The 19,019-nt window shown below is 72.8% G+C and carries 15 protein-coding genes, 1 tRNA gene and 3 pseudogenes; 11 read left to right on the top strand and 8 right to left on the bottom strand.

Annotated elements, in window-relative coordinates; genetic code table 11:
- Nucleotides 1–111: 111 nt before the first annotated feature.
- Both AC07DA_RS01635 and AC07DA_RS01630 read right to left on the bottom strand, forming a co-directional pair.
- Nucleotides 112–1,641, bottom strand: a complete 1,530-nt coding sequence (locus AC07DA_RS01635; RefSeq protein WP_479123507.1) for an MFS transporter — start codon at nt 1,639–1,641, stop codon at nt 112–114.
- 319 nt (nt 1,642–1,960) lie between these two features.
- On the bottom strand, nt 1,961–2,647 hold the full coding sequence (locus AC07DA_RS01630; RefSeq protein ID WP_479123873.1) for a TetR/AcrR family transcriptional regulator: 687 nt from the start codon (nt 2,645–2,647) through the stop codon (nt 1,961–1,963).
- A 293-nt stretch (nt 2,648–2,940) separates the two neighbouring features.
- Between AC07DA_RS01630 and AC07DA_RS01625 the strand changes: the two genes are divergently transcribed.
- The 3 genes from AC07DA_RS01625 to AC07DA_RS01615 all read left to right on the top strand — a co-directional run bounded on the left by AC07DA_RS01625 (nt 2,941) and on the right by AC07DA_RS01615 (nt 6,360).
- Nucleotides 2,941–4,284, top strand: a complete 1,344-nt coding sequence (locus AC07DA_RS01625) for a M6 family metalloprotease domain-containing protein (protein WP_479123505.1) — start codon at nt 2,941–2,943, stop codon at nt 4,282–4,284.
- Nucleotides 4,285–4,589: 305 nt separating this feature from the next.
- Entirely contained in the window at nt 4,590–6,212 is a 1,623-nt protein-coding gene (locus tag AC07DA_RS01620) for an IclR family transcriptional regulator domain-containing protein (protein ID WP_479123503.1), read from the top strand.
- Between the two features lie 72 nt (nt 6,213–6,284).
- Nucleotides 6,285–6,360, top strand: a tRNA-Arg gene (locus AC07DA_RS01615).
- A 55-nt stretch (nt 6,361–6,415) separates the two neighbouring features.
- Here the strand turns inward: AC07DA_RS01615 and AC07DA_RS01610 are convergent.
- Both AC07DA_RS01610 and AC07DA_RS01605 read right to left on the bottom strand, forming a co-directional pair.
- Nucleotides 6,416–6,699: pseudogene (locus AC07DA_RS01610) on the bottom strand (site-specific integrase); the annotation flags it as partial.
- A 24-nt stretch (nt 6,700–6,723) separates the two neighbouring features.
- Nucleotides 6,724–7,470, bottom strand: a complete 747-nt coding sequence (locus AC07DA_RS01605) for a formylglycine-generating enzyme family protein (protein WP_479123501.1) — start codon at nt 7,468–7,470, stop codon at nt 6,724–6,726.
- 130 nt (nt 7,471–7,600) lie between these two features.
- On the opposite strand from AC07DA_RS01605, the pseudogene AC07DA_RS01600 reads away from it, so the two are divergent.
- Nucleotides 7,601–7,714, top strand: a pseudogene (locus tag AC07DA_RS01600) (cold shock domain-containing protein); the annotation flags it as partial.
- 353 nt (nt 7,715–8,067) lie between these two features.
- A pseudogene (locus tag AC07DA_RS01595) lies at nt 8,068–8,448 on the top strand (Uma2 family endonuclease); the annotation flags it as partial.
- 54 nt (nt 8,449–8,502) lie between these two features.
- Here the strand turns inward: AC07DA_RS01595 and AC07DA_RS01590 are convergent.
- Together AC07DA_RS01590 and AC07DA_RS01585 are read right to left on the bottom strand one after the other, a co-directional pair.
- Nucleotides 8,503–9,030 carry a hypothetical protein gene (locus AC07DA_RS01590; protein WP_479123500.1) on the bottom strand — a complete coding sequence of 176 codons (528 nt, stop codon included), beginning with the start codon at nt 9,028–9,030 and terminating at the stop codon, nt 8,503–8,505.
- Nucleotides 9,031–9,081: 51 nt separating this feature from the next.
- Nucleotides 9,082–9,870, bottom strand: coding sequence for an ArsR/SmtB family transcription factor (locus AC07DA_RS01585; RefSeq protein WP_479123871.1), 789 nt, complete (start codon nt 9,868–9,870; stop codon nt 9,082–9,084).
- 478 nt (nt 9,871–10,348) lie between these two features.
- Here AC07DA_RS01585 and AC07DA_RS01580 point away from each other — a divergent pair, with 478 nt between their 5' ends.
- The 5 genes from AC07DA_RS01580 (at nt 10,349) to AC07DA_RS01560 (ending at nt 14,766) form a co-directional block, all read left to right on the top strand.
- Nucleotides 10,349–10,552 carry a cold-shock protein gene (locus AC07DA_RS01580; RefSeq protein WP_028799214.1) on the top strand — a complete coding sequence of 68 codons (204 nt, stop codon included), beginning with the start codon at nt 10,349–10,351 and terminating at the stop codon, nt 10,550–10,552.
- Nucleotides 10,553–10,795: 243 nt separating this feature from the next.
- Nucleotides 10,796–12,379 carry a DEAD/DEAH box helicase gene (locus tag AC07DA_RS01575; RefSeq protein ID WP_479123499.1) on the top strand — a complete coding sequence of 528 codons (1,584 nt, stop codon included), beginning with the start codon at nt 10,796–10,798 and terminating at the stop codon, nt 12,377–12,379.
- Nucleotides 12,380–12,455: 76 nt separating this feature from the next.
- Nucleotides 12,456–12,704: a CBS domain-containing protein gene (locus AC07DA_RS01570; protein WP_479123870.1), complete on the top strand. Its 249-nt coding sequence runs from the start codon at nt 12,456–12,458 to the stop codon at nt 12,702–12,704.
- Nucleotides 12,705–12,906: 202 nt separating this feature from the next.
- Nucleotides 12,907–13,257, top strand: a complete 351-nt coding sequence (locus AC07DA_RS01565; protein ID WP_479123497.1) for a helix-turn-helix domain-containing protein — start codon at nt 12,907–12,909, stop codon at nt 13,255–13,257.
- A gap of 324 nt (nt 13,258–13,581) precedes the next feature.
- Complete coding sequence (locus AC07DA_RS01560) at nt 13,582–14,766, top strand: beta-ketoacyl-[acyl-carrier-protein] synthase family protein (RefSeq protein ID WP_479123495.1); 1,185 nt, start codon at nt 13,582–13,584, stop codon at nt 14,764–14,766.
- 413 nt (nt 14,767–15,179) lie between these two features.
- Here the strand turns inward: AC07DA_RS01560 and AC07DA_RS01555 are convergent, their stop codons facing one another.
- Nucleotides 15,180–17,333 carry an ATP-binding SpoIIE family protein phosphatase gene (locus AC07DA_RS01555; protein ID WP_479123494.1) on the bottom strand — a complete coding sequence of 718 codons (2,154 nt, stop codon included), beginning with the start codon at nt 17,331–17,333 and terminating at the stop codon, nt 15,180–15,182.
- Between the two features lie 303 nt (nt 17,334–17,636).
- Between AC07DA_RS01555 and AC07DA_RS01550 the strand changes: the two genes are divergently transcribed.
- A complete protein-coding gene (locus AC07DA_RS01550; RefSeq protein WP_479123493.1) occupies nt 17,637–18,335 on the top strand; it encodes a Crp/Fnr family transcriptional regulator in 699 nt (232 codons plus the stop codon).
- Between the two features lie 10 nt (nt 18,336–18,345).
- On the opposite strand, the gene AC07DA_RS01545 is transcribed toward AC07DA_RS01550, so the two are convergent.
- Entirely contained in the window at nt 18,346–18,873 is a 528-nt protein-coding gene (locus tag AC07DA_RS01545; protein WP_479123491.1) for a Pycsar system effector family protein, read from the bottom strand.
- Nucleotides 18,874–19,019 lie beyond the last annotated feature (146 nt).

Genomic DNA, 19,019 nt, shown 5'->3' with positions numbered 1-19,019 from the left:
TTCCGTGGGCCGGGGCGTCCCCTTCCCCGTGCCCACGGATGGCCCGAAGTTCCTACGGACGGCCCGAGTGCCCGAGGCCCACGGGCGGCCGGCAGGGGTGGGCGCCGCCGGTCAGTGGGCGACCACCGGGATGGGCGCCTCGTCCGCCGCGCCCTCGTCGGAGCCGGTCACCGCGGTCGTACCCGGCCGGCCGGCGTTGACGAAGGTCAGGGCGATCACGGCGGCCACCACGAGGATGCCGACGGCGAACCAGATGGCGCTGGTGTAGCCCTGCACCATGCCCTCCAGCTGGACCAGCTGCTGCTGGGACCGGCTGGTCGCGCCCGCGATGTGGTCGGCGATGTACGAGGTCGTCGCCGAGGCGGCGATGGTGTTCAGCAGGGCCGTGCCGATGGCGCCGCCCACCTGCTGCGAGGTGTTGACCATCGCGGAGGCCACACCGGAGTCACGCGGCTCGACGCCCTGCGTGGCGAGCGACATGGCCGGCATGAACGCCGTACCCATGCCGAGGCCGAGCAGCAGCATCGCCGGCAGCAGCAGGGCCGCGTACGAGGAGCCGATCTCCAGCTGGGTCAGCAGCAGCATGCCGAGCGCGGCGACCAGGAAGCCGGGGCCCATCAGCAGGCGCGGCGCGACCCGGGTCATCAGGCGGGTGCCGATCTGGGTGGAGCCCGCGATCATGCCCGCGATCATCGGCAGGAACGCGAACCCGGTCTTGACCGGCGAGTAGCCCTTCACCATCTGCAGGTAGTAGGTCAGGAAGAGGAACAGGCCGAACATCGCGATGATCGCGAGACCGAGGGAGAGGTAGATGCCCCCGCGGTTGCGCTCGGTGACCACGCGCAGCGGCAGCAGCGGGGCCTTGACCCGGGACTCGACGACCACGAAGGCCAGCAGCAGCACGGCCGAGGCGACGAACATGCCCACGGTCACGGCGTCGCTCCAGCCGTCCGACTCGGCGCGGGTGAAGCCGTAGACCAGGGCGACCAGGCCCAGGGTGGACAGGACGACACCGGGGATGTCGAGCGGGGAGCGGTTGCGGCCGCCCTCCGGCTCACGGATGACGAAGTAGGCACCGGCCGCGGCGACGACGGCGAACGGGATGTTCACGAAGAACGTCCAGCGCCAGTCCAGGTACTCGGTGAGGAAGCCGCCCAGGATCAGACCGACGGCACCACCGCCACCGGCGATCGCGCCGTAGATGCCGAACGCCTTGGCGCGCTCCTTGGCGTCGGTGAACATCACGGCCAGCAGGGAGAGCGCGGCGGGCGCGAGCAGCGCGCCGAAGACGCCCTGGAGGGCGCGGGCGCCGAACATCATCGCCTCGTTGGTGGCCGCGCCGCCGAGCGCGGAGGCCGCGGCGAAACCGCCCAGCCCCACGACGAAGGCCTTCTTGCGGCCCCACAGGTCGGCTATCCGGCCGCCGAACAGCAGCAGACCGCCGAAGGCGAGGGCGTAGGCCGTGACGACCCACTGCCGGTTGCCGTCGGAGATGCCGAGGTCCTGCTGGGCGGAGGGCAGGGCGATGTTCACGATGGTCGCGTCGAGGACGACCATCAGCTGGGCGAGCGCGATGAAGACGAGCGCTTTCCAGCGGTTGGCGTCCGGGACGCCGGGGGCCTTTGCGGCTGTTTCAGACATGGGGGTACCCACTTCGGGACTTCGTGACGGAAAATCGGGACTTCGTGACGGAAAAAGGGCGACGAAAGGTACGGGCTCGTCGACGGTGACGGCCGCGGGGACTGTCGTCCGTGTTCCAGACGGCTGGGACGAGCTGAACTAATCGGTCACGACCGGACCGCCGGTCAGGGCTGCCGGACGTGGAGTGTCGGTCAGGGCGGGCGGGGCTGGACTGTCGGTCAGGGCTGTCGGACGTGGAGTGTCGGTCAGGGCGGGCGGGGCTGGACTGTCGGTCAGGGCTGCCGGACGTGGAGTGTCGGTCAGGACTGTCAGGGCTGGGCTATCGGTCAAGGCGGGCGGGGCTGGACTGCCGGCCGGACGGGCCGGACCGGCGGAGGTCGTCCAGGGTCACGGCCGTACCCGGCAGGGAGGAGCGGGCCGGAGCCCGCAACCCGTCCAGGAACAACTGGAGATGACGGTGGACGAAGCGGTCGGCGCGGAAGCAGTCCGTGCCGGCCGGGGGCCTGCTGAGCTGGGCCACGGCGATCAGGACGTCCCCGACGTCCACGTCGGAGCGGAGCTGACCGGCCGCCCTGGCCCGGTCCATGACCTCCGCGACCTGCCGCTCGACCCGTTCGCGCGCGGCCTCCAGGTCCGGGTGGTGCTTGTCGAACGTGCTGGAGACCATCGGGCACAGCGCGCTGATCCGCTCGTCGGCGGCGGCGTGCACGAAGCGCTCCAGCGCCTCGAACGCGTCGCCGCTCTCGGCGAGCGCGAGCTCGACCGCGGCGGCCGTACGGTCCATGACGGAGCAGACGACCTCCCGGACCAGCGCGTCGCGGTCCGGGAAGTTGCGGTACACCGTGGCGTTGCCGACGCCGGCCCGGCGGGCGATCTCGTCGAGCGGCACGTCGGGGCCGTGCTCGACGAACATCTCCCGGGCGGCGGTGACGATCCGCTCCCGGTTGCGCAGGGCGTCGGCGCGGGGCCGGGTCGCCTTGCGCTGTACGGGGGTTGCGGTCTGCACGGCGTACTCCTGGTCAGTCATCTTCGATCTTGAGTGGCGATCCGGGGATGCTCTCCCCGTTTCGCGCGGACACATGGCTAAACGGGGAGTGGGTCCCCGGTATTTCCCGTTCACGAGGAAAAAATCTGTGATGTGGACCACATGCGGCAAGGGCAGAGAGGCTACCGGCCGGAAACCCACGATCGGTCTCCTCCAACGCGCGCCCCCGCACCCCGCGACGCAGGGTGATCGCAAGGGTGCAGCCGGAGACCGGAGGCTGCCGCGGCGCGGGAGGTCCCTTGCAGGTGCCCGACATGCAGCCACCCCCGCGGCGGCCCGGGCCGAGCCGACCGCGCACATGCGCCCCTCCGGGCCACCGGATACCCCGGCGCCGGCTGGCCGCCCTGGCCTGTGTGTCCGCCCTGACGTTCACCGTCAGCACCTCGGCCGGCACGGCCCACCTCGCCCCGGGCAGCACGGCGGCCGGCGCGGGCCCGATATCCCTGTCGCACACCTCCGCCCACGAACCCTGCCTGATCCGCGGCGCCCGCGAGGTCCAGATGTCCGAGGGCATCCCCACCTCCGAGGGCTACGCACGCTCCACCGGCACCGTCCGCGCCCTCACCCTGATGATCGACTTCTCGGACGCCCCCGGCGAGGGCAGCGCCCAGGACCGCTTCCGCGAGTTCTTCCCGCAGACCCGCGAGTGGTTCCGCACCAGCTCCTACGGCCGCCTGGACTACCGCCCCGAGACCCCGATCCCGGAGTGGCTGCGGATGCCGAAGTCGTTCCGCGAGTACGGCATAGAGCGCGGGGCCCCGTTCGAACCCGGCTACCGCGCCCTGGTCCAGGACCTCGTCGACGCGGCCGACCCGGAGGTGGACTTCGGCGCCTACGACCTGCTGAACGTCCTGGTCACCCCGAACGCCGGCCCCTCCGCCCTGGACACGGTCCTGTCCGTCACCTTCGCCGGCAACCCCGAGGCCCCGAAGGCCGACGGCATCGCCGTGGCCAACGCCTCCTTCGTCTACTCCCGCCAGGACGACGGCTCCGGCTCCTACCACCGCACCGGCTACCGCGTCCTCCCCCACGAGAACGGCCACGTCTTCGGCCTGCCCGACCTGTACACCGCCGAGGGCGGGGGCGCGGTCGGGCACTGGGACATCATGAGCGAGGACTGGGGCGCCAACAACGACTTCCTCGGCTGGCACAAGTGGAAGCTGCACTGGCTGGACGCCGGCCAGGTGCACTGCGCGACGTCCCCCGGCCCGACCGAGTACACCCTGACGCCACTGGCCCGCGCGGGCGGCTCCAAACTGGTCGTCGTACCCCTGGACACCAGGACCGGTTACGCCGTGGAACTCCGTACGCGCGGCGGCAACGACGAGGCGGTGTGCCGCCCCGGCGTGCTGGTCTACAAGGTCGACGCGGGGGTGGACACGGGCATGGGCCCGGTCACCGTCCACGACTCCCGCCCCGACAGCGGCGGCTGCACCCGCGCCCCCAACGTCCACGCGGAACTGTCCGACGCCCCCTTCGTCCCCGGGGAGACCTTCCGGGACGCGCGTGCGGGCATCGCAATCGAGGTGACGGGTGTGGACGGGGAGGGGAATCACCGGGTGCGGGTGACGCGGGAGGAGCAGGCGCGGCGCAGCTGAGGGGTACAGACGACAGGGCGGCTCCGCCCCTGGTCCCCCTCGGACGCCGGCGCCCCGGTCCCGGATTACGGTGGGCCTGCCCCGACATTACGGTGGGCCTGCCCCGACGCCCTACCGGAGAGCCGATGCCACCGAAGCGGAAGCCCACGCCCGAGCCTGCGCCCGGCGCGGAGGCGGCGCCCGAGCCCGAACCCGACGCGGGGCCCGGGCCTGAGCGCTCCGTAGGGACCAACCCGTGGACCGGGGACCAGGTGGACCAGGTGGACCGGGAGGACTGGGGGGACGAGGTGGATCAGGGGGACCACGTGGATCAGAGGGACGAGGAGGCACGGGTGGGCGGGCCCGGCGCAAGCGCCCCGGCCGAGGCGGTCACCCCACTCATCCGCGGCATCGCGGTGCTGCGCGAACTGACGGACGCGGACGGGGCGCTGAGCCTGAGCGCCCTGGAACGGGCCACGGGCCTCGCCCGCTCCACGGTCGACCGCGTCACGGCCACCCTCGCCCGCATGGGCTACGTCCGCGTCGACGGCCGGGACGTCTTCCTGGCCCCCCGCCTGATGGAGCTGGGCAACGCCTACCTGGCCGCCCTGCGCCTCCCCGCCCTGCTCTCCCCCCACGCGGACGCCCTGGCCGACGAACTGGACGAGTCCGTCTCCCTGGCGGTCGGCGACCGCGACGGCATCCGCTTCGTCCACCAGGCGACCCGCCGCCGCGCGATGTCCCTCAGCTTCCGCATCGGCGACCTGCTCCCCGCCGAACGCACCGCCCCGGGCCCGCTGTTCGCCACGGAGTGGACGGCCGCGGACTGGCAGCGCTGGCGCGCACGCCGGGCGGCGGACCCCAGGGACCTGTCCTTCACGGCCGTACCGCCCCGCGCCCACGGGGCGGACCCTACGTACGACCAGGACTTCGCCCGCCGCACGGAGGAAGCGGCGGCGAACGGCTGGTCCCTGGACGACCAGTTGATCGAACCGGGCCTGGTGGCGGTCTCGGTCCCGGTCCACACGGCCGGCACACCGGGAAGGACCGGGGCGACCCGGGTGGCCTGCGTGGCGAGCGTGGTCAGCCACACCAGCCGCCACACACCCCGCAGCCTCCGCACGACCCTGCTGCCGCGGCTGCGGTCGGCGGCGGCGCGGATGGAGGAGGAACTCCGCCGCACCCCGCCCCCGGCCCCGGGCCCGCCCCCCGCCGACCTGGCGCTGTGGACGGGCGCGTCCAAACTGCGGCTCGGCCGCGACTTCATCGAGTCCCTGGCACGAGGACTGACGGTCCTCACGGCCTTCGGCGAGGGCAGGCCGGAGCTGACCCTCACGGAGGTGGCGCAGGCGACGGGCCTGGCCAGGGCGACGGCCCGCCGCGCCCTGATCACCTACGAGCACCTCGGCCTGGTCACCACGGCGGGCCGCACCTTCACCCTCACCCCCCGGGTCCTCTCCCTCGGCTTCCCGCCCCTCTCCCGCACCACCCTGCCGGAGATCGCCCAGCCACACCTGGCCGACCTGACGTCCCGCGTCCACGAGTCGACGGCTCTGGCGGTGCCGGCCGAGTCCGGCGAGGAGATCCAGTACACGGCGAGGGTGGTGACGGGCCGGGTGATGAGCGTGAACATCACGGTGGGCGCGCGCCTGCCGGCCCGCACCACGGCCTCGGGCCGGGTCCTCCTGGCGGACGCCGGCACCCCGGTGCACACCCAGGGCTACGCCTTGGTGGACGAGGAACTGGAAGAGGGCCTCCGCTCCCTGGCGGTCCCGGTCCGCAACCGCGAGGGCAGGGTGGTGGCGGCCCTGACCACGGCGATGCACGCGAGCCGCCACTCGCTGCACGAGTGCGTCACGGACCTCCTCCCTGAACTGACGGCGACAGCCACCCGCATCGAGTCCGACCTCCACACGGCAGCCCGCTTCACGCACGTCCCCCTGACCTGACCCCCCACCCGTCCGACCGGTATCCGGTACGCTGACGCCAGGCACCCCGCCACTCTCGCGTGGGCTGCCACTGCCTTCGTAGCTCAGGGGATAGAGCACCGCTCTCCTAAAGCGGGTGTCGCAGGTTCGAATCCTGCCGGGGGCACCAGGCAGAAGGCCCTGGACCGATCGTGGTCCGGGGCCTTTGACATCCACGCGAGCGGTCACCGACGGCCGGGACGCCTCCGCGACAGCCAGCCTCTGGGGCTCATGGCCTGACGCCGGGTGTCCTGGACGACGTGCGTGTGGACGCCCGTGGTGATGCCGATCCGGTTGTGCCCGAGGATCTTCGTCACGACACGGGGCGCGGCTCCGGCCGCCGTGAGGAGCATGGCCGTGCCGCGCCGCGCGTCGTGCAGCCGGGTCACCGGGGGCCAGCGGACCGGGTGACGTAGGTGGTGTAACGGTAGAGGTACCGCGGCTCGGCCAGGTGATCGGCGCGGGTGGTGATGCCCGACGAGCCGGGGATTACTTACAGGAGCGCCACCGGGCGGACCGCGGTGAAGTCATGGGACTCGTCGCGGGTGGCGGAGAGCAGCAGCAACCACTCGTCGCAGCCCTGCCACGGAGAGAGGTCGCCGGCCCCTCCGCGCACCACCCGTGGTCCGTCCCCGGTGCGGGGGCGCGCGTCCACCGGCGCGTCCGTGAAGTGCGGGATCCATACGTCGGCGCAGATTTCGTTGGCCGATCCCATCGCCGCCAGTCCGAAGGCGTTCTCGGCCGCGGCCGTGCGTTCCTCGTCGGCGAAGTCGTCGAGCACCTGGTCCTCGTCCGGTCTGCCGTCCCCGCGGAAGGTCAGGGTGGTCGTACCGGCCCGGGCCGCGTACTCCCACTCCGCCTCGCTGGGCAGCCGGAACGGCAGTGCTTCGAGCAAGTCGTCCAAGTCGTCCTCGAGCCGGGCCGTGCTCGAATCCGAGTCGGCGAAGCTGTCCTCGTACTCGGGCAGCCAGTGCCGTACTTGCGTCACCGTGAGCGGATGCCGGGCGATCAGGAACGGTTCGATCCGCACTTCCCGCGCCGGCCGGGCCCGGCCGGCGCCGGCGAAGAACGCTTCGATGTCGTCATCGGCGCCGTCGGCGCGCTCGATGGCGCGCACCGCGTCCAGTTCCGCGTCGGACAGGCCCATCCGGAACGTCCCACCGGGAACAGCCCGGAAGACCACTCCGGAGGGGGTGTGCCGCCAAGCCGGTCGTCCGGCCACGATCTCCTGTGCCCACATGGTGCCGGACGCTAGCAGCCGGGCATCCCGGATGAAGTACGGGATGAGGAAGGGAGCTTGGACGACTGGTCACCTCCTGGACTCCGCTGCGCTGCATGTCGGCGCAGACGTGAGCCGTAAGGTTCCAGCCATGGTGACTGCGACCGTCCGCGAGTGGCACGACGAGGAAGGGTGGGGCGTGCTCGACTCCCCCGAGACCCCCGGCGGATGTTGGGGCCACTTCTCCGACATCCAGATGCAGGGCAACGAACGATGACGCACCGAAGCGGCCACGATCGGACCCGTTCGAATCCTGTCGGGGGCACAGCCGGAGGGGCCAGCTCAGGAGGGGTTTCCTCCCTTGCTGGCCTTCATCATGTGCGACGCGATGCCACTCGTGTGTCAGCGATTCCCGTCGGTGCCGGCCCGTTTCAGACGCAGCGCGGGCGCGCAGTCCGAGCGGGCAGCGGCTTCGGGGACCATCCGTCTTCGAGGGAAGTGGCCGCGGGTGCGTCACGCAGCTCATACGTCCGTATAGCGGGCCGACTGGGACAGTACGCTGAATCCGGCGGGATCGAGCCCGCGGCACAGTGTCCGGGAGGTGCCTCATGACAGCCCGCGGGCCCGGAGTGGAACGCCGACACGGGTTTCGACGTGCGGCTTCAGGACGTCCCGCTCACCAATCGCCGCCCGGACGTCGTCGTGTACCGGGCGGACACGATCGACATCACCCCCACCCGTCCTGAGCACGTACTGCTCGTCGCCGAGGTGGTGTCGCCGGGCGCGGAGACCACCGGCCGGATCATGAAGGCCGACCAGTACGCCAAGGCAGGCATCGGCTTCTACTGGCGTATCGAGCAGGCCGCGACAGGTGTTCCTCTCGTCTACACCTACGTTCTCGACCCCGCGACGAAGGCCTACCGGGACGGAGCCGTGTTCACCGGCGTCCTCAAGGTAGTGGCCCCGTTCCCTGTGGAGATCGACCTCGGCCAGGTCTGACCCAGCGCTGCTCAGCAGCAGGCGGCGGCCGGAGTCAGTGTCGTTGTGGCCTGGTCACCGGATCGGCTCGGGCACGGCCCGGGCGGGGAGGAGGGCGAGGAGTTGTTTCGTGTGGCCGGGGAGTTCTGTCTTCGCCAGTCCTGTTACGAGGTCGCCCAGCGGCATGGGCTCGTCGACCAGGAGGGTGTCGTTGGACAGGAGCCGGACGGGCACGAGGGTGCCGAGTTCGGTGTCACTGAGCGCCGCGCCTGCGGTGAGTGCGCACAGCGCGGCTGCCTGGCCGCTGATGCGGTCCCGGAGCCCGGCGTTGCCGCCGGCGTGCGCGATGGTTCGCTCGATGCTCCAGGCGTCGAGGGCGATGCGGTTGTCGTACGTCGTGGTGACCCCCGCCGCGATACCCGCGGCGGCGGCGACGGTCGCGGCGCTGACGAGGGAGACGTGCGCGAGGATCTGGTCGGCATTCCACTCGCCCTCCACCGGAGCGGGGTTGGGGCCGCCGGTGTCGGCGTCGGCGGCGGCCACGGTGGCGGCGGCGTCGAGCAGTGCGCGGTAGGCGTCCCGGAGTGGGGCGGTGTCCGGCATGTGGTGCACCTCTCTGTGCGGGTGTACGCGGAAGGGAGGGAGAGGCGCGGCTCAGGTGTGGGCGCCGGACATCTCCCAGGGCGCCTGCGGCAGGACCTCGCCGGTCTCCAGCATCGACTTGAGGTTCGCCAGCACGGCCGGCCAGCCGGCCGAGATGCCGCCCAGCATCTCCCGGTTGGGGAGCTTCTCGTGGGTCACGGTGAGGCGGACGATGTCCTGGTGCGGTTCGACGAGGAAGGTGACGACCGACGGCTCTCTCGGCGGTTCCGCATCAGGGGCGTCGTCGAAGGTGATGACCAGCCGGGTCGGGGGCTCGGCCTCCAGGACACGGCCCACCACGTCGATCTTGCCCGACCCGTCGGTTCGCCGGTGTTCCCAGGCCGAGCCCGGCTGCCAGTCGGAGACGTTGGCGTGTCCCCAGTAGCGTGCCGTCAGGTCGGCGTCGGTCAGGGCTTGCCACACCTGGTCCGCACGGGCGCGGATGTAGGTGACGTATACGTAGTCCGGCACCGGTGCGGGTGCGTTGGTCATGGCGTACTCCTCTGCCTGGCGTTTGATGGCGCCGATCGCTTGCAGGCGGGGTTTGTCGAAGCCGGAGATCCAGCGCTCCTCGATCTCGTGGATCGGGGTCGGGTTGAGGTAGTGCAGCCGCTCCCGGCCGCGCCGTACGACGGTGACGAGGCTGGCCCGCACGAGGACGTCCAGGTGCTGGGTCGCCGACTGGCGCGCCATGCCAAGGCGTTCGCACAGGTCGCGCAGTGTCTGCCCGTTGTGTTCGCGCAGCCGGTCGAGCAGGAGTCGTCGGGTGGGATCGGCCAGCGCCTTGAACACCAGGTCCATCGCCGTTGCTTCGAGGCTCACACCCGCATTATGCAGGCAAATACCTGCCTATCGTCAAGGGGGGGGCACGACCCGGGGTGGCCGCCACGCCCTCGCCGGACGTGTGAGCCTCCTCTCGGCGGCCGGTTCCGGGGCCGTGTGCCGGTGCGCCCCCGCCCGGGGGCGCGAACGCTGGGGATTTCGCTGTCCGGGGAGGTCACAGCCGTGCGCGTCGCAGCGTGCCTGGGGAATGACGCTTCCCGGCGGAGCAATATCTGCAGTCGGGACATGAGGTATTGGGGAGGGGGGCTGTGCGTATTCCCCGGCCGGGTGGGCGGGCCGGAATTATCGAGCGCGCCCGGCCGATCGCACCGTGCTACTGTCGATCTCAGTTGCAGGTGTGGTTGCCAGAAGGTTCATTTCCTACGGGGTAATCATCACGGCGACACGGAATGCGCACACGGCGTTTTCCCGACACCGCCTCCGAAGGAGAAATGACATGGCTACTGGCACCGTGAAGTGGTTCAACGCGGAAAAGGGCTTCGGCTTCATCGAGCAGGACGGCGGCGGCGCCGACGTCTTCGCCCACTACTCGAACATCGCCACCCAGGGCTTCCGCGAGCTGCTGGAAGGCCAGAAGGTGTCGTTCGACATCGCGCAGGGCCAGAAGGGCCCGACGGCCGAGAACATCGTCCCCGCCTGATATCGGCGCTGACGCATACTTCGCAGCCGGGGCCCGCACCTGATGGGGTGCGGGCCCCGGTTCGCCTCTTTTTCGGGGAGCGAGGCGGGCGGGAGATCCGTCCCGTCCGTCATCGGCACCGTCGCGGTTTCCCGCCGGTCCGGCCCGCCCCCTCACATCCGGCTCGTCTCGAGATTCTCTGCGCCGCTCTTCCGCTGCGGGAATTCCTTGCCACGTGCCCATCAAGGAAGGTTCCCGTCCCGCATGAAGCGTGGCCGTACATCTCAGAATTCCCGCACCCGTTCGAGCGGCATGTCCCGCTCGTTCCGTGATTCCGGCTCGGGCCGTGATTCCGGCTCGTCCCGTGGTTACGACCGCTTCGGCGAAGGCTCCGGCGCCGGCCGGTCCGGTGGCGGTCCGCGCCGCTCCCAGGGTTACGGCGGCCGGTCGGCCGGACGGCCCGTGCAGGGCGAGTTCGCGCCGCCGAAGACCGTGACGCCGGGCCTGCCCGCCGTCGAGTCGTTCGGCGAACTGGACATGCCGGCAGGGCTGTTGGCGACGCTCGGCCATGAAGGCGTGACCGTGCCGTTCCCCATCCAGGCGGCCACCCTGCCGAACTCGCTGGCCGGCCGGGACGTACTCGGCCGTGGCCGGACCGGTTCGGGCAAGACGCTCGCGTTCGGTCTCGCCCTGCTGGCCCGGACGGCCGGGCGGCGTGCCGAGCCGCGGCAGCCACTCGGGCTCGTTCTCGTGCCCACCCGCGAGCTCGCCCAGCAGGTGACCGACGCGCTCACCCCGTACGCCCGGTCCGTGAGCCTGCGGCTGGCCACCGTCGTCGGTGGGATGTCGCTCGGCCGGCAGGCCGGTGCGCTGCGCGCCGGTGCCGAGGTGGTCGTCGCGACGCCCGGGCGGCTCAAGGACCTCATCGACCGGGGCGACTGCCGCCTGGGCGACGTCGCCGTCACCGTCCTCGACGAGGCCGACCAGATGGCCGACATGGGCTTCATGCCGCAGGTGACCGCGCTGCTCGACCAGGTGCGGCCCGAGGGGCAGCGGATGCTCTTCTCGGCCACCCTGGACCGCAACGTCGACCTGCTGGTCCGCCGCTACCTGTCGGACCCGGTGGTGCACTCCGTCGATCCGTCGGCGGGCGCGGTCACCACGATGGAGCACCACGTGCTGCACGTGCACGGCGCGGACAAGCACCGGACGACCACCGAGATCGCGGCGCGGGACGGCCGAGTGATCATGTTCCTCGACACCAAGCACGCCGTGGACCGGCTGACCGAGCACCTGCTGAGCAGCGGTGTCCGCGCCGCCGGCCTGCACGGCGGCAAGTCCCAGCCCCAGCGCACGCGGACCCTGGCCCAGTTCAAGAGCGGGCACGTGACGGTGCTGGTGGCGACCAACGTCGCCGCGCGCGGGATCCACGTCGACAACCTCGATCTGGTCGTCAACGTGGACCCGCCCAGTGACCACAAGGACTATCTGCACCGCGGCGGCCGTACGGCCCGCGCCGGGGAGTCCGGCAGTGTCGTCACGCTCGTGACGCCCGACCAGCGTCGGGGCATGACCCGGCTGATGGCCTCGGCGGGCATCACGCCGCAGGTCGCCCAGGTGCGGTCCGGGGAGGCGGAGTTGAGCCGTATCACCGGCGCCCAGGCACCGTCCGGTGTCCCGGTCGTCATCACCGCGCCGCGTGCGGAGCGTCCCGGTGGGGCGTCCTCGCCGTCCCGGAGCCGCCGGGGCGGCCGGGGGCGTCCGGGGCGTGCCGGCCAGGGCGGAGCCGTCGGTGAAGGGGCGCGGCGCAGGCCGCAGCGGCGGCCGGGCCTCGGCTCGGCCGCGTAGGGCCGCCGTGACCGCGAACCGATCCCTTCTGCTCGTCGGAGGCACCGTGACACCGGCCGAGACCACGCGTCACGCGGTGGGCTGCTCTCCCACGGCCGTGATCGACGACAGGCACGCGGGGGGTCCCCGCGTCCGTGACGACATGACGGTCGAGGTGGCGCTGTCCCTCATGGCCGGGGCCCGGGTCGATCACCTCGTGCTCTGCGACGGGGACGACGAGAGCACGGGCCTGGTCACCCTGGCCCGGCTCGCCGCGCTCAGCGGCAGCCCCGTCTACACGGACCGGATCAGGCTGCGGGACGTCCTCGCCGGGCCTCCCGCCTGACCCTGCCGGTCGATTCCCCACGGCCATCACAGACCCGACGAGGGCCCTGCCGACGCGCGTCGGCAGGGCCCTCGTCGTCGTACGCGGGTGCGCGTCGCTCGGGGGCGCTCGGCCGCACGCCGGCCGATGGTGTTTCATTTCCTGCGGGGCCCTGGTGCCGTGCGGCACCGGGCCCCGCGACGCGTTGCGACTACGAGGTGACATGGCAGCAGATAATCCGCTCGGCGATCGTCTGGACGACGACGACTACCCCGCGTACACCATGGGCCGCGCCGCCGAGATGCTCGGCACCACCCCGGCCTTCCTGCGGGCCATCGGTGAGGCCCGGCTGATCACTCCGCTGCGTTCGGAGGGCGGGCATCGCCGGTACTCCCGCTACCAGCTGCGGATCGCCGCGCGCGCTCGTGAACTGGTCGACCGGGGAACCCCGATCGAGGCCGCGTGCCGGATCATCATCCTCGAGGACCAGCTCGAGGAGGCTCAGCGGATCAACGCGGAGTACCGCCGCGCCGCGGGCCAGGAGTCCGACGGTCCCGGAGCCGGGTCGGGCTGAGAGCCCCTCTGCGCGGTCGGCCACCGGGTTCGTTCGCCGTCTTCCGCTTCGTTCCCCTCCGTGTGCCCCGGCCCCTGGCGCGGGGATCCTCCTCAACTCCGGCTCTCCGGGCTCCTGCCGGCTTCGGCGTTCCCGCACCGGTATCCGCGCCCGCCCGCGTCCCGCTGACCCGGTGTGGGTCGCCTCACGTACCCAAAATGCGCCCAAGTTGCCCAGGTCACAGCGGAAATGTCCTTTTGGCCTCCATGCTCGATGCGGACTCGGCGCCCGAAATGGGGTGCTGCGGTATCGACTTGTATGTGACGCCTCGGAAAGGTGCCGACCATGGCCGCTTACCTCTGCCCCCCTGCCGTGATCCACGGCGAGCACACCGTCAGTACCAGCCGGATCGTGGAGGAAGTGCGCGCCCGGCACCCGCATGCGGCCTGGGCGCCGCGGATCGACGGCATCGCGGCCAGTACGGGTATCGAGGCGCGCGGCTGGATGCTGCCGCTGGAGACGGCCGTCGCGCCCGGGGACGGCAGTGCCCGGTGGCCGGGCGGCCCCGGGTCCGCCCGGGAGGCGCTGACCCGTGAGGGGTTCGGCGAGCAGGACGTGGACCGCGTGATCGCCGCGCTGGAGGCGATACCCGCCCCGCAGACCGTCCAGGAGCGCACCGCTCCGGCCTGGGCCGCCGTGCAGTCCTACGGGGAGCGCGCGGCGCGCGGGGCCCTGCAGATCGCCGGGCTGGACGCCGCGGACGTCGACTGCCTGATCACCAGCAACTCCACCACTCCCGCGCTGCCGGGGCTGGACGTCTCGCTGGCCAACAAGCTGCCGCTGCGCAGCGACGTGACGCTGCTGCCGGCCACGCAGTGGGCCTGTATCGCCGGGACCCGTTCGCTGGCGCTGGCGGCGGACCTGGTGGCCGCGGATCCCGACCGGGTGGTCCTGGTCGTGATCTCGGAGGCGCTGAGCACGACCTACCAGCCCGGGGACGACACCCTGGAGTCCCTGATCGTCCGGCTGCTGTTCGCGGACACCGCCGTCGCCGCCGTCGTCACGGGCCGCCCGAGGCCCGAGTCCGTGCTGAGGCTGGACGCCGCCTGGAACCACACCCTGCCCGGTACGCGGGACCTGCACCGCCTGGAGACGCGGGCGGACGGCACGCACTTCGTGATGGACCGGCGCGGGCCGCGTGCGGTGCAGGAGACGGTCACCGCCATGTGGGAGTGGCTGCGTGTCCGCTACGAGGAGGAGCCGGGCTCCTGGCACCCCGACGTCCTGCTCGCGCACCCCGGCGGCACACGGGTGCTGCAGTACATGGAGCAGACGATGCCGGACGGGTGGCCGACGGGGCTGCTGGACCACAGCCGGGACAGCTACCTCAGCGGCAACCGCGGGGGCGCGGCCGTGTTCGACATCATGCGCCGGGCCCACGACGCCGGGCAGGAGCCGGGCAGCCGTGCGGTGCTGTACGCGGCGGCCCCGGGGCTGACGGCCACCGCGCTGGAAGGCGAGTGGCTGTAGCCGCCGTCACCACCCGGTCACACCGGCCGTCCACGGCCGGTGACGGCCGGCCCGTCGGTCCTGGCCGGTGCCGGCCCGTGCCGGTCGGTCCGCCGTAGACCCAGGTCGGCCCGTCGGTGCCGGTCGATGCCGGTGGGTGCCGGTCGGCCCGTCGATCCCGGTCGGTCCCGGCCGGTGCCGGTCGGTCCGCCGTAGGCCCAGGTCGGCCCGCCGGTCCCGGTCGGCCCGCCGGTCCCGGTCGGCCCGCCGATCCCGGTTGGTCCTGGCCGGTGCCAGTCGGTCCCCCGTAGGCCCGGTCGGCCCGTCGGTCCCGGCCGGTGCCGGTCGGTCCCCGTAGGTCCCGGGCGGCCCGTCGATCCCGGCCGGCGCCGGTCGGCCCCCCGTAGGTCCAGGTCGGCCCGTCGTCCCGGTCGTCATTTCGCCACCGCCGCCCAGACCACCTTCCCGGTGTCCGTCCACCGCACCCCCCACCGGGTCGTCAGCCGGTGGACGACGTGCAGGCCCCGGCCGGCGTCGTCGAAGGGCTCGGTGCGGCCGAGGCGCGGTCTGCCGTTGCCGGTGTCGCCCACCTCGCACAGCAGCCCCTGACCGGTCCTGATCAGCCGTACCGTGATGGGGCCCCCGGCGAAGCGGACGGCGTTGGCGACCAGCTCGTCGACGACCAGCACCACCCGGTCCCGGGTGTCGGCCCGGGTGCGCCAGCGCGCCAGCAGCGTGGAGACCAGGGCGCGGGCCCGGGCGGCCGCGTCCTCGCGGGCGGGCAGCCGCCAAGTCGCGGTGTCCCCCTTGCGGTAGCCGATCATGCGGGCGAGCAGCAGGGTCACGTCGTCGCGCCGGCGGGCGGGCGCCAGGGTGGAGACCACGTGCCGGGCGGCCCGCGGCAGGGCGTCCCACGCGTCCACCGCGCAGACCGCGTCCGCCAGCCTGGCGATGCCCTCGTCGATCGACAGGGCGGGGTCCTCGACCAGGCCGTCGGTGTAGAGGGCGAGCAGGGAGCCGGGGGGAGCGGCGAAGACGTGCACGTCGAAGGGTTCCCGCAGCGCGAACTCGGCGCCCAGGCCCGGGTGGGGCCGGATCGGCAGGGGGACGGCGGGCCCGCCGGGCGGGGCCAGGACCGGGGGGAGGTGGCCGGCGCTGGACAGGGCCACCTGCCGGCTGACCGGGTCGTACACGGCGACGCAGCAGGTCGAGCCGAGGGCGCTGTACCCGGCCGCCAGGCCGGACTCCGCGTCGTCGAGCAGGGACACGGTCTCGTCCAGGTGCTCCAGCACCTCGTCGGGCGCCAGCCCCGCGGAGAGCAGGGCGCGGGCCTCCATGCTCAGCTGCCCCATGGTCGCCGCGGCGCCCAGACCGTGCCCGACGACGTCGCCGACCACGAGGGCCGTACGGCCGTCCGGCAGCGGGAAACTGTTCACCCAGTCGCCGCCGACGCCCGCGCTGTCGGGGGTGGCGGGCTGGTAGACGCTGGCGGTCTCGATGGTGTCGCCGGCGGTGCGGGGAAGCAGCCGGCGCTGCAGGGCGAGCACCTGGGTGTGCTCGCGCTGGTGCCGGCGGGCCAGGTCGACGTGGTGGGAGGTCCTGGCCACCAGCTCCTGGAGGTCGAGCAGCTCGCCGTCGTGGAAGGGCCGGTCCGCCCGCCGCCAGACCTCCGCGACACCCAGGACGACGGGCGGCTCGCCGTCCAGCACCAGCGGTACGAACGCCACGGCGGCGGCCTGGTCGCCCGGGACCAGGGCGCGCACCAGGCGCGGAGTGCCGAGGACCCGCTCGATGGCGTCCCGGTCGGGTATGACGAGCGCCTGCGCGGCGTCGTCACGCCGTATCGCCTGGGCCAGCAGGCGGCCGGCGTCACCGGGGAGGTCGTCGCCGGGGGTGAGGTAGCCGTCGGGCCACGCCCGGTCCGGAACCAGGGCCGCGCGCCGCAGCCGGATGCGTCCCTGCGGCTGCCCGGCCACGGCCTCGCCCGACCACACGGCGAAGTCGAGGTCGACGGCGGCCACGTCTCCCCAGGCCAGCAGCGACTCCGCCAGCGACTGGGCGGTCTCGCCGATGTCCAGCGAGGTGCCGATGGCGGTTTCGGCGGCGTACAGGTGCAGCCTCTTGGCCATGGCGATCAAGGAGACCGTCAGTCCCTCCTGGGGCGCCGCCGCGGCCAGGATGCTCATGGAGACCACCAGCTCCGACCCGTCGGCGCGGCGCAGGCGCTGGACCCGGGCGACGTGCGGCTCACCGGTCTCCAGGACCTGCCGCAGGCGCCGCGTGACCGTGGGGACGTCCCCGGGGGGCAGCAGGTCGGTGAACGGGCTCCCGACCGGGGCGTCCACCCCGGCGAAGACGGGGGCGCCCAGATTGCGGCGGGTGATCCGCAGGTCGCGGTCCAGATTGACGGCGCCGAGTATCTGCTCCTGGCGGCTCGCGGCCGGGTCCGCGGACGCGAGGGGGCGGGCGGGCCGGTCGTCCCGCGGCTCGGCAGAACCGGCGGGCGCTGCCGCTCCGCCGCGCGGGATGTACTTCCCCAGGGCGCTGCTGATCATGTCGAACGGCGACGAGGACGAGGATCCCGACATTCCTGATCGCACACCTCATTCAATAACAGATAGGGACACTTCGCCCACAGCAGTGGATCGGGCACCGGCACGGAAGGCGACGGACGCGGGACGGGGCGTGACGGACACGGGTGGGCCGGGACGGGGCGTGACGGACACGGAACGGCGGGGAGGATGGGTCCCGGGGCGGCCCCGCCGCGCGCCCCGGCCCTCGTGGCCGCCCCGCCCGTCCGTACCCGTGAGTACCCCACTCGCCGGGCGGCGGCAGCGGGCAGGATGCAGGTGACTCGTCGATCGACACCGAACCGGCCGAAGGAGCCCGCCATGCCGTACAGCTCCGCACAGTGGCCCGCGCGCAGTCTGCTCGGGGCCGTGGCCCCCGAGGCGCGGCGGGAGTTGCTGGAACTGGGGGTGCCGGCGCGGTTCGAGGCGGGCAAGGTGCTGCTGAGCGAGGGCGCGCGCGACCGGCACGTCCTGGTACTGCTCTCCGGCTTCGCCAAGGTGACGGCCCGCGTGGAGAACGGCGAGGAGTCCCTGCTCGCGGTGCGGGTGGGCGGGGACAGCGTCGGCGAGATGGCCGCCCTGGACGGCTCCCCGCGCTCGGCCACCGTGACGGCCTGCGGGCCGCTGACCGCCCGGGTGGTGCAGCCGGGCGCGCTGCACGCCCTGCTGGCCCGCCGCCCGGACGTGCACCTCGCGCTGACGGGGATCCTCGCCGACCGGCTGCGGTGGGCCAACCGCAGACGCCTGGACTTCCGGGGCTACCCGGCGAAGGTGCGGCTGGCCCGGCTCCTGGTGGAGCTGGCCACGCTGTACGGCCGTCCGGCCGAGGGCGGCATGGTGCTGGGCTGCCGGCTGACCCAGCCGGAGCTGGCCGCGCTCACCGGGGCCGCGGAGACCACCGTCCACAAGGGGCTGCGGGAGCTGCGCCGGGACGGTCTGCTGGAGACCGGCTACGGGTCCACCGTGATCCGTGACCCGGACCGGCTCAAGGAGCTCGGGGACCTGACGCGCGAGGGCTGAGAAACGTCCCTCAGTCCAGCAACGGGCGGAGGACGACCAGCAGGCCCGCGCTCACCCCCATCACCGCCGTGCACAGCACCGCCGCCGTCACGCACCGGTACTTGCGCACCGCGACCTGGGACAGGAACCGGATCGTGCCGGACAGCTCCCGGTGCTCCCGGTCCGGGTCGCCCGGCCCGCCCGCGTCCCGGGCGGGCAGGATGTCGGGGCCCGAGGCGAGGTGGACGAAGCTGTAGCGGTTGGCCCCCTCGGGGTGCAGGACCCGGGGGCGCAGGACGGCCGCCAGGAAGCCCGCGCCGCCGAACATCGCGCAGAGGAACAGGGCGAGCAGCAGACCCGAGAGGACGCCCGCCGGGCCGCCCTCCCCCGCGGCGCGCAGGGCCGGGGCGCTCCAGTGGCCCGCCGTGCCGACGAGGGCGGCCTGGGCCGCGGCGAGGATGCCGGCCTTGGTGTCGGCGTGCTGGTGGGTGGTCTGCAGCGCGGTGAACATGAACTGCGCGGGACGGCTCTCGGGGCGGGCACCGGTGGACGACGGCATGCTGCTCCTTCTGGGGCCGGTGGGCTGTTCGGTGCCTCCAGTACGCCTCGAAACCGGCCACGGAACCCGGGATTTGTGCGGGATTGCCGAGGAAGAGCGCGCACCGGCCCCGCCAACGGGGCGAACTCATCCGTAACTTGAGGCCA

The sequence above is a fragment of the Streptomyces sp. NPDC044921 genome (assembly GCF_056432865.1).
Note: the sequence above shows the minus strand (reverse complement) of the source record. Positions and strands in the feature narration are given on the sequence as shown.